The 9,339-nt window shown below is 69.4% G+C and carries 9 protein-coding genes; 5 read left to right on the top strand and 4 right to left on the bottom strand.

Going from position 1 to position 9,339, the window contains the following annotated elements:
- The first annotated feature begins 179 nt into the window (after window positions 1-179).
- Window positions 180-1,361: a VanW family protein gene (locus ABJK26_RS01525; RefSeq protein ID WP_347240439.1), complete on the top strand. Its 1,182-nt coding sequence runs from the start codon at window positions 180-182 to the stop codon at window positions 1,359-1,361.
- On the opposite strand, the gene ABJK26_RS01520 is transcribed toward ABJK26_RS01525, so the two are convergent.
- The 4 genes from ABJK26_RS01520 to ABJK26_RS01505 are packed head-to-tail and all read right to left on the bottom strand — an operon-like array spanning window position 1,243 to window position 6,455.
- Window positions 1,243-1,506, bottom strand: a complete 264-nt coding sequence (locus tag ABJK26_RS01520; RefSeq protein ID WP_347240438.1) for a hypothetical protein — start codon at window positions 1,504-1,506, stop codon at window positions 1,243-1,245. The two genes, ABJK26_RS01525 and ABJK26_RS01520, sit on opposite strands and share 119 nt — an antisense overlap.
- Window positions 1,507-1,524: 18 nt before the next feature.
- Window positions 1,525-4,032, bottom strand: coding sequence for a type I DNA topoisomerase (topA, locus tag ABJK26_RS01515; RefSeq protein WP_347240437.1), 2,508 nt, complete (start codon window positions 4,030-4,032; stop codon window positions 1,525-1,527).
- 33 nt (window positions 4,033-4,065) lie between these two features.
- A complete protein-coding gene (locus ABJK26_RS01510; RefSeq protein WP_347240436.1) occupies window positions 4,066-5,397 on the bottom strand; it encodes an acetyl-CoA hydrolase/transferase C-terminal domain-containing protein in 1,332 nt (443 codons plus the stop codon).
- Window positions 5,394-6,455 (bottom strand): alanine dehydrogenase, encoded by a 1,062-nt coding sequence (locus tag ABJK26_RS01505; RefSeq protein WP_347240435.1) that lies wholly within the window; start codon window positions 6,453-6,455, stop codon window positions 5,394-5,396. Before ABJK26_RS01505 ends, ABJK26_RS01510 begins: the two co-directional genes overlap by 4 nt.
- An 87-nt stretch (window positions 6,456-6,542) precedes the next feature.
- Here ABJK26_RS01505 and ABJK26_RS01500 point away from each other — a divergent pair, with 87 nt between their 5' ends.
- From ABJK26_RS01500 to ABJK26_RS01485, 4 genes are read left to right on the top strand one after another with little or no spacing between them, the layout of a single operon-like run.
- Entirely contained in the window at window positions 6,543-7,019 is a 477-nt protein-coding gene (locus ABJK26_RS01500) for a DUF456 family protein (protein WP_347240434.1), read from the top strand.
- A gap of 9 nt (window positions 7,020-7,028) precedes the next feature.
- Window positions 7,029-7,268, top strand: coding sequence for a glutaredoxin family protein (locus tag ABJK26_RS01495; RefSeq protein ID WP_347240432.1), 240 nt, complete (start codon window positions 7,029-7,031; stop codon window positions 7,266-7,268).
- Between the two features lie 8 nt (window positions 7,269-7,276).
- Window positions 7,277-8,107: a prolipoprotein diacylglyceryl transferase gene (gene lgt, locus ABJK26_RS01490; RefSeq protein ID WP_347240440.1), complete on the top strand. Its 831-nt coding sequence runs from the start codon at window positions 7,277-7,279 to the stop codon at window positions 8,105-8,107.
- A gap of 4 nt (window positions 8,108-8,111) precedes the next feature.
- A complete protein-coding gene (locus tag ABJK26_RS01485; RefSeq protein ID WP_347240431.1) occupies window positions 8,112-9,185 on the top strand; it encodes an aminotransferase class I/II-fold pyridoxal phosphate-dependent enzyme in 1,074 nt (357 codons plus the stop codon).
- Window positions 9,186-9,339 lie beyond the last annotated feature (154 nt).

Genomic DNA, 9,339 nt, shown 5'->3' with positions numbered 1-9,339 from the left:
GTCCCAAGAGGGCGGCCTTCAGGCGCCGGGCCTGGTAAGAGCTCCCCCAGGGGCTTGCACGGCGCCTGGCACCCCATCACCCCCGGCTCAGGCCAGCGGGCCCCCGGGGAGAAGGCCGGGGGCGGGGGCAAAGGTGGGTGCCGGTACGTGGGGGGGTTTCGCGGTATTCTTCTCTTCACATGAGGCGGCTTCTCGCCCTGGCCCTCCTCGAGGCCCTGGCCCTTGGGGCTTCCGGGCCCCTGGAGGCCCTCCTGGTCGTTCAGGAAGAGGTGGTGGAGGAGGGGGAGCTCCGCACCTACACCGGGGTGCAGCGCTACCCCGTGGCCTCCGAGGGGGAGCTTAAGTCCCTCCTGAAGCGGCTTACCCGGGACCCCCGCCCTCCCCGCTTCGTCCTCGAGGGAGGAAGGTGGCGGGGTGTGGAGAAGAAGGGCCTCGCCTTTGACGAAAAAGAGGCCCTCGCCGCCTACCAGGAGGCCCTGGCCAAGGGCAAAAGGAGCTTCCGCCTCCCCGCGCGCTACCTGCCCCCCACCCCGAGCCTCAAGGAGCTTTACGCCCTGGGGGTGCGGGAGCACCTGGCCACGGGGGAAACAGACTTCCGGGGCTCGAGCCGGGAGAGGGTCCACAACCTGCTCCTCGCCTCCAGCAAGCTGGACGGCCTCCTCATCCCTCCAGGGGCCTTCTCCTTCAACCAGGCCCTGGGGCCCGTAAGCGAGGAGGAAGGGTACAAGGAGGCCTTTGTCATCGTGGGGGACCGCACGGAGCAGGGCGTGGGAGGCGGGGTGTGCCAGGTCTCCACCACCCTCTTCCGGGCCTTTTTCTTCGCCGGGCTCCCCATCCTGGAGCGCCACGCCCACAGCTACCAGGTGGCCTACTACAAGCCCACGGGGCTGGATGCGGCGGTCTTCCAGCCCCAGAAGGACCTCGAGGTCCTGAACGACACCCCGGGCCACCTCCTCGTCCAGCGCTCGGTGGTGGGCACCCGGCTCCGCTTCCACCTCTTCGGCACCAAGGACCGGGAGGTGCGCTGGGAGGGCCCCTTTATAAAGGACCGCAAGCCCCCCCTCCCGCCCCGGGAAATCCCGGACCCCTCCCTGCCCCCGGGAACACGCAAGCAGGTGGACTTCGCCGCGGAAGGGGCCCGGGTGGAGGTGCGCCGGGTGGTGCGCTACCGGGACGGGCGGACGGTGGAGGACCGGGTGGTGAGCCTCTACCGCCCCTGGGGAGCGGTCTACCTGGTGGGGCCTAGGCCGGAAGCTCCAGAAGCACCGCCCGCTCCACGGGAAGGAGGCGATGGGGCTCCCCCACCCAGGCCCCTTCCCCCCGCCGGAGGTGCAGGTACCGCCCCTCCGGCAGGTCAATGACGAGCTCCCCCTCCAAAAGGAGGTAGAAGGCGCTTTGGGAGCGCTCCTCCCCCTCCCTTAGGGCGTAGGCCCTCAAGGGAAGCCCTGGGACCTCCACCCGGCCCTCCCGGGCCAGGCGCAGGAGGTGGAGCTTGTAGCTTTGCATCCCCTTCTCCTTCCGGCCTCAGGCCTTGGCCACCGCCTTCTTGGCCCGGCCCTTGAGCATGCGGAGCTTGAAGAGGGCTCGCTTGGCAAGCCGTGCCGCCTCCCCCTCTAGGGCCTCTCCCCGGGCCAGGGCCTCCGCCGCCCGGCGCTCCTCGGGGGAAAGCTCGGCGAGGAAGGGCTTTAGCTCCTCCCAGTCCCCGGGCAAGCCCACCTTGGCGGCCCCTTTAGAAGGCCTTCCCTTGGGCCGGGGCTTGGCCTTCCCGCCCTCGCCCTTGGGCGAGGCCTTGGGGGCGGGAAGGAGCTTGGGGTCGTGCTCGGGGCAACCCGGGTTCATGCAGAGGGCCTTCCCGCCCTTCTTCACCAGGGGCCAGCCGCAGGCGGGGCAGGTTTCCTCCAGGAGGGGGTAGAAGGAGAGGAAGTCGCAGGCCCCGTTCTCGCACTTGTAGTAGGGTTTTCCCCGCTTGCTCCTTTTTTCCAGGACCCGGGCGCCGCACTTTGGGCAGGTGTGGCCCGTGGGGCGGCCGTCGTCCCGGGTGTAGTCGCACTCCGGGTAGCCCGAGCAGGCGATGAAGCTCCCGTAGCGCCCCTCCTTCCTGACAAGGGGCCTCCCGCACTTGGGGCAGGCCTCCCCGATGGGCTCGGCCTCCCGCTTTTCCAGGGGCTCGGTGTAGGTGCACTCCGGGTAGCCGGTGCACCCCAGGAACTGGCCGTAGCGGCTCACCTTGAGCTCCAGGGGCCTGCCGCACCGGGGGCAGGTCCGCTTGGGCACCTGGGCGAGCTCCCCCAGGAAGGGCTCGTAGAACTCCCAGACCACCCTGGGCCAGGGCGCCTTGCCCTCCTCCACCTCGTCCAAGCGGTCCTCCATGCGGGCGGTGAACTCGTAGGCCACCACCTGGGGAAAGCGCTCCTTGAGGTAGCGGGTCACCTGGCGGCCCAGGGGGGTGGGGAGGAGGGTGCGCCCCCGCCTTTCCACGTAGCCCCGCTTCTCCAGGGTTTCCAAGGTGGGGGCGTAGGTGGAGGGGCGCCCGATGCCGAGCTCCTCCATGGTCTTCACCAGGCTGGCGTCGGTGTAGCGGGGGGGCGGCTCGGTGAAGTGCCGCTCGGGGGTGGCCTGGAGGAGCTTCGCCAAAGCCCCCTCGGGCACGGCGGGCACCGGGGGTTCCTCGCCCTCCTCCTCCCGGCCCCAGGCCCGGAGGTAGCCCTCAAACTTGAGGACCGAGCCCGAGGCCCGGAAGAGGTACCGCCCCCCTTCGCTCTTCAGGAGGACGGAGGTCTGCTCGTAGAGGGCGTCCTTCATCTGGCTTGCCAGGAAGCGGCGCCAGATGAGCTCGTAGAGGCGGTACTCCTCCTCGGAGAGGTAGGGGCGGACGCTTTCCGGGGTGCGCCTTGGGTCCGTGGGGCGGATGGCCTCGTGGGCGTCCTGGACCCCCTCCTTGCGGTTCTTGTAGACCCGGGGGGCCTCGGGCAGGAAGTCCTCGCCGAAGACCTCCCCGATGACCTCCCGGGCCAGGGCCAGGGCCTCTGGGGAAACCCGCACCGAGTCCGTGCGCATGTAGGTGATGAGGCCCACGGTGCCCTCGGGGAGGTCCACCCCCTCGTAGAGCCTCTGGGCGATGCGCATGGTGCGGCTTGCGGTGTAGCCCAGGCGGGTGCTGGCCGCCTGCTGCAGGGTGGAGGTGGTGAAGGGAGGCGGGGGAGACTTGCGGCGTTCCCGCACCTCCACCTGGTCCACCCGGTAGGGGAGCCCGGCCACGGCCTCCGCCAGGGCCTTGGCCTCGGCCTCGGTCCTCAGGTGGAGCCTTCCCTCCTTCTCCCCCTGGCCCGTCCAGAGGCGCTTCCCCTCGGCTTCCAGGAGGGCGGCGAGGAGGGTTTTCCCCTCCACGGCGAAGGTCCCCGTGAGGGTCCAGTACTCCTCCTTCTGGAAGGCCTCAATCTCCTCCTCCCGCTCCACCACGAGCCTTAGGGCCACGCTCTGCACCCTTCCCGCCGAGAGGGCCCGCTTGCGGAACTCCAGGGAGAGGAGGGGGGAGAGGTTGTAGCCGAGGAGGCGGTCCAGCACCCGCCTCGCCTGCTGGGCGTCCACCAGGTTCTGGTCTATGGGCCTCGGGGCTTCCACCGCCTGGCGCACCACCCTCGGGGTGATCTCGTGGAACTCCACCCGGATGGGCTCCTTGGGGTCGCGGCCCAGGAGGCGGGCCACGTGCCAGCCGATGGCCTCCCCCTCCCGGTCGGGGTCGGTGGCGATGAGGAGGCGCTTGCCCTGGGCCGCCCGCTTGAGCTCCTCCACCACGGGCTTCTTGTCCTTCTTCACCTCGTAGGTGGGGGCGAAGTCCCGCGCCACGTCCACCCCGAGGCTACGCTCGGGCAGGTCGGCCACGTGACCCCGGCTCGCCCGCACCTCGTAGCCAGGCCCCAGCATCTTCTGGATGCTTTTGGCCTTGGCCGGGGACTCCACCACCACCAAGGTGGTGGCCCCTTGCGCGGAAGCTCCTTGGCCGGGTTTTGGGCGTTTGCCTTTCGCGGGCATCGCCCCCTATTTAGGGGCGTAAAGGAGGGCTTGTCAAGGGTTCCCTGCCGGGTTCTTCGGCCCCAAGTCCACCCCGGGGTAGCCCCTAGGAAGGAGCCTCCGCTCCCAGGCGGCCTTTAGAAGCTCCTCCCGGAAGTCGGGGTGGGCGATGGCGATGAGGGCCAGGGCCCTTTCCCTTAAGGAGCGGCCGAAGAGCTCGGCCACGCCCCACTCCGTGACCACGTAGTGCACGTCGGCCCGGGTGGTGACCACCCCCGCCCCCGGCTTCAGGAAGGGGACGATGCGGCTTTGCCCCTTGGCCGTGGAGGGGAGGGCGATGATGGGCTTTCCCCCCTCGCTCCTCGCCGCCCCCCGGATGAAGTCCAGCTGGCCGCCGAAGCCGGAGTAGATGCGGGTGCCGATGGAGTCCGCCACCACCTGGCCGGTGAGGTCCACCTCAATGGCCGAGTTGATGGCCACCATCTTGCGGTTCTGGGCCACCACGAAGGGGTCGTTGACGTAGTCGGCGGGGTGGAGCTCAAAGAGGGGGTTGTCGTGGACGAAGCGGTAGAGCCTCTCCGAGCCCAGGACGAAGGTGCCGATGACCTTGCCCGGGTGGAGGGTCTTCCTGGCCCCGGTGATGAGGCCCTTGAGGAAGGCCTCGAGGACCCCGTCGGAGATCATCTCCGTGTGCACCCCGAGGTCCTTCCGCCCCTCGAGGCTCGCCAAGACGGCGTCGGGGATGGCCCCGATGCCCATCTGCAAGGTGGCCCCGTCCTCAATAAGGCCCGCCACGTGCTCCCCGATCCTCCGCTCCACCTCGCCGAAGCCTTCCCGCTTAAGCTCGGGCAGGGGCCAGTCCAGCTCCACGATGGCGGTGAAGCGGGAGACGTGGACGAAGGTGTCCCCCAGGGTTCTCGGCATCCTGGGGTTCACCATGGCGATGACGAGGGGGGCGGCCTCGAGGGCGGCCTTGGTGGCGATGACCTCCACCCCCAAGGAGCAGAAGCCGTGCTCGTCGGGCGGGGAGACCTGGACGATGGCGGCGTCCAAGGGGAGGACGCCCCGCTTGAAGAGCCAGGGCACCTGGTGGAGCATGACGGGCACGTAGTCCGCCCGCCCCTGGTTCACCGCCTCCCGGTCGGCGGGGCCCACGAAGAGGGAGCGCCTCCGGAAGTGCCCCTCCATCTCCGGGGCGGCGAAGGGGTCCTCCCCCAGCTGCAGGAGGTGGACGAGCTCCACGTTTTCCAGCTCCTCCTTGCGGGCGGCGAGGGCCTTGAGGAGGGGCGTGGGAGTGGCGGCGTTGCCGGAGACGAAGACCCGCATCCCGGACCGGATAAGGGTCACGGCGTCCTCGGGGGAGGTGAGCTTCTTGCGGTAGCTCATTCTAGGTGGCCTCCTTTCTGGCCAAGGAGGAGGTAGGCCCCCTGGCGGAGGGCGGGGACCTTTAGGGGGTCGTCCCCCATCCTGAGCAGGAAGGGCAGGAGGGTGGCGGTGAGGGCGTGGCTCGCCGTGCGGGGCACCAGGGCGGGAACGTTGGGCAGGCAGAAGTGGGTGACGCCCATCTCCTGGTACAGGCCCACCCGGCTGGTCTCGGCGATGCCCCCCTGGTCAATGGCGAAGTCCAAAAGGACCGAGCCCGGGCGCATGCGGGAGAGGAGCTCCCGGGTGAGGAGGACGGGGGCGCGCTCCCCCGGCACGGCCACCGCCCCCACCAAAACGTCGGCGAAGGCCACGTAGCGCTCCAGGCGGCTTTGGGTGACGAGGGCGGTGACGGCCCCCGGGACCTCCCGGGCCGCCTCCTCCAGGGCGGGAAGGGCCTTGTCCAGGAGGTAGACCGAGGCCCCGGCTCCCAAAAAGGCCCTTCCCGCCGCCCGGCCCAGGACCCCCGCCCCCAGGACCACCACGTCCGCCGGGGGGATGCCGGGAAGGCCCGAGAGGAGGACCCCAGGCCCCACGGGGGCCTCTAGAAGCCGCCCGGCGATCTGGGGCGCAAGCCTCCCGGCGATCTCGCTCATGGCCTTCAGGACCGGGCGCCTTTCCCCTTCCCCCACCAGCTCGTAGCCGATGGCGGTGAGGCCCTTTTCCGCCATGGCCTCTATGAGGCCGGACTCCGCGGTGGCCAGATGCAAAAAGCCCATGAGGGTGGCCCCGGGGCGGAAGAGGGCGACCTCCTCGAGGGTGGGCCTTCCCACCTTGAGCACCACTTCCGGGCGGCCAAAGGCCTCCTCCCGGCTCACCAGCCTGGCCCCGGCCTCCTCGTAGGCCTCGTCGGGAAAGCCCGCCCGCTCCCCGGCCCCCCGCTCCACGTAGACCCGGTGGCCCAAGGCGGCGAGCTCCCGCACCCCCTGGGGGGTGAGGGCCACCCGCCCCTCCCGCACCCCCTCCCCGAAGAGGGGAAGGTTTTTCAGCGCCATCCGTTCCTTGGGTAGGCCGATGTCCATACCCGCCTCCTGGCCCCAAGCTTACGGGAAGCCCTCTGGGCGGATGTCCCTTTCCCTTCTCATGGGCCCTGGCCGTAGGCTTTTCCCGTGGACGCCTTCGCCGACTGGCTCTTCGTGGTCCTCTGGATCCTCGGGGTCCTCCTCACCTTCCTCCCCTTGGTGCCCGCCACCTTGGTCATCCTCCTCGCCGCCTTCCTCCACGAGCTCCTTTTGGGTTTCCAAGAGCTTTCCCTGGGGACGTGGGTCCTCCTCGGAGTTCTGGCCCTCCTCGCCATGCTCCTGGACAACGTGGCGGCCCTCCTCGGCGCCAGGCGCTACGGAGCGGGCCGGGCGGGGCTCTGGGGAGCCTTTTTGGGTGGCCTCCTGGGCCTTTTTCTGGGGGTGTGGGGGGTCCTGGTCCTCCCCTTCCTCCTGGCGTGGCTCTTTGAGTACCTCTCGGGGCGCAGGCCCGAGGAGGCCCTAAAGGCGGCCTGGGGCACCCTGGTGGGCCTCATGGGGGGCGTGGCGGCCAAGGTGCTGGTCCACTTGGCCATGGGGCTTTGGGTCCTGCGCCAGATCTTCTAGGGGTGGGGTATGCTTTCCCCCATGGAGATCGTCTTCGTCACCCGGGAAGGGTGCGGGCTTTGCGAGAAGGCGGAAAGGGCCCTCTGGACCCTGGGGGTCCCCTACGTGGACCGGGACCCCGAGCTTTTTCGGCGGTACACCTTCCGGGTCCCGGTGCTCCTTTGGGGGGAGGAGGTGCTTCTGGAAGGGGTCTTTGGAGAGAAAGAGCTCGCCGAGCGCCTGGCGGCGCTTCTGGGAGGCCAGGAATGAACCCCACCATGATCCAGATCGGCCCCTTGAGGATCCAGTGGTACGGGTTTCTGCTCACCCTGGCCATCTTCATAGGCTTTGAGCTGGCCAAGAGGCGCCTAAAGGCCTGGGGGCTGGACACGGAGCGGTTTGAAACCGCCGTCTTCTGGGCCGTGGTGTGGGGGGTAGTGGGGGCGCGGCTCGGGTACGTCCTCACCTCCCCCGGCTATTTCCTGGAAAACCCGGTGGAAATCCTTTATATCTGGCACGGGGGGCTTTCCTTCCACGGGGCCATCCTGGGGGGCACCCTGGCCTTTTACTACTTCCACCGGAGGCGGGGCTATCCCTTGTGGCCCTACCTGGACGCCGCCACCCCTGGGGTGGCCCTGGGGATCATCGCCGGGAGGATCGGGAACCTCATGAACGGCTCCGACACCGCAGGCCGCCTCACCTCCTTGCCCATCGGCTTCACCTGGCCGGAGTGGGCCCGGGGTTTCCCCGGGGTCTGCCCCGGCATAGACGACATTTCCCAGGTGTACCGGTGCCAAGAACTCCTCCGGGGCCCGGTGCACCTGACCCAGGTCTATGGGGCCTTGGTGGGCCTCATCCTCCTGCCCCTCTCCTTCTACTGGCTCAGGAAAAAGCCTTTTTACGGGTACGCCTTCTGGAACTTCCTCCTGTGGTACAGCGTCCTCCGCTCGGTCCTGGAGGAGCCCTTCCGCCTGAACCCCCTTTGGCTTCCCATCTACCGCAACGAGGCGCTGGGCATCGGCCTCTTTACCGCCACCCAGGTGGTGAGCCTCTTTCTCGTCCTCCTTTCCCTCTACATGCTGAGGCGCCTGGGCCGGGCGGTAAGATAACCCCATGGTGCTTCCTCCCCGCAAGGACTCCTTGAAGTGGAGCGCCTACCCCGAGGGCGTCCTCCCCCTGTGGGTGGCGGACATGGACTTCCCCGTGGCCGAGCCCATCCGCAAGGCGATCCGGGAGCGGGCGGAGGGGTTTTTGGGCTACCCGCCCCGGGAAGGGGACCCGGAGCTCAAGGCCCTCCTCCTGGAAAGGGGAGGCCTCGAGGGGGAGGTGGCCTTCATGCCCGGGGTGGTGGTGGGGCTTTACGCCGCCGTGGCCGCCTTCACCGCCCCCGGGCAGGGGGTGCTGAGCCAGGTGCCCGTCTACCCCCCCTTCCTGGCCGCCATCCGGGAGCAGAAGCGCACCCTTCTCGCCAACCCCTTAAGGGAAACCGAGGAGGGGTGGCGGCTGGACCTCTCGGGCCTGGAGCGCCTGGCCTACGCCTCGAGGCTCCTCCTCTTCTGCCACCCGCAAAACCCCACGGGCCGGGTGTTCACCGAGGAGGAGCTTCTGGCCCTGGCCCAGATCGCCAAGAAGCACGACCTCATCGTGGTCTCCGACGAGCTCCACGCCCCCCTGACCTACGAGAGGCCTCACGTCCCCCTGGCCCGCTTCCTCCCGGAAAGGACCCTCACCCTGGTGGGCCCGGGCAAGGCCTACAACCTGGCGGGCCTGCCCATAGGGGCGGCGGTAGGGCCCAAGCCCCTGGTGGAGGCCCTGAAGCGCCACCTCCCCCACACCTTCCCCAACGTCCTGGCCATGGCCGCCTGGAAGGCCGCCCTCCTGGAAGGGGAGGACTGGCTTCGGGAAACCCGGGAAAGGCTTAAGGCGAACCGGGACCGGGTGGCGGCCTGGGCCAAGGAGGTGGGCCTCGGCCACTTCCCCCCGGAAGGCACCTACCTGGCCTGGCTCAAGACGGGGATCCCCAAGGCGGCGGCCTACCTCCTCCAGGAGGCCCGGGTGGCCCTGAACCCGGGGGAGAACTTCGGGGAGGGGTACGACCGCTACGTGCGCCTCAACTTCGCCACCTACCCCGAGGTCCTCGAGGAGGCCCTGAGGCGGCTCGGAGAAGCCCTGGGCCGGGGAGGCTAAGTGCCCGCACCTTGGCTTTGCAACACGGGATGCCCAAGCTTGGGCTTTGGGAAAGCTCTTTTGGGGCCCCCACCGCGGCTTTTGCCGCGGTGGGGTACTTAAAAGGGCGCGCCAGGCCTTCCCCTTCCCGGTGCGGGCCCTGCATGCGGACGCC

Origin of the sequence: Thermus sp. (assembly GCF_039793865.1) — a bacterium.
Lineage (GTDB): Bacteria > Deinococcota > Deinococci > Deinococcales > Thermaceae > Thermus.
This window is presented reverse-complemented; position numbering and strand designations above follow the sequence as displayed.

What these genes read in the sequence shown, in the direction of transcription:
- ABJK26_RS01525 (WP_347240439.1), top strand. Translation starts at nt 180, where the DNA reads ATGAGGCGGCTTCTCGCCCTGGCCCTCCTCGAGGCCCTGGCCCTTGGG.
- ABJK26_RS01520 (WP_347240438.1), bottom strand. Translation starts at nt 1,506, where the DNA reads ATGCAAAGCTACAAGCTCCACCTCCTGCGCCTGGCCCGGGAGGGCCGG.
- topA (WP_347240437.1), bottom strand. Translation starts at nt 4,032, where the DNA reads ATGCCCGCGAAAGGCAAACGCCCAAAACCCGGCCAAGGAGCTTCCGCG.
- ABJK26_RS01510 (WP_347240436.1), bottom strand. Translation starts at nt 5,397, where the DNA reads ATGAGCTACCGCAAGAAGCTCACCTCCCCCGAGGACGCCGTGACCCTT.
- ABJK26_RS01505 (WP_347240435.1), bottom strand. Translation starts at nt 6,455, where the DNA reads ATGGACATCGGCCTACCCAAGGAACGGATGGCGCTGAAAAACCTTCCC.
- ABJK26_RS01495 (WP_347240432.1), top strand. Translation starts at nt 7,029, where the DNA reads ATGCTTTCCCCCATGGAGATCGTCTTCGTCACCCGGGAAGGGTGCGGG.
- lgt (WP_347240440.1), top strand. Translation starts at nt 7,277, where the DNA reads ATGATCCAGATCGGCCCCTTGAGGATCCAGTGGTACGGGTTTCTGCTC.
- ABJK26_RS01485 (WP_347240431.1), top strand. Translation starts at nt 8,112, where the DNA reads ATGGTGCTTCCTCCCCGCAAGGACTCCTTGAAGTGGAGCGCCTACCCC.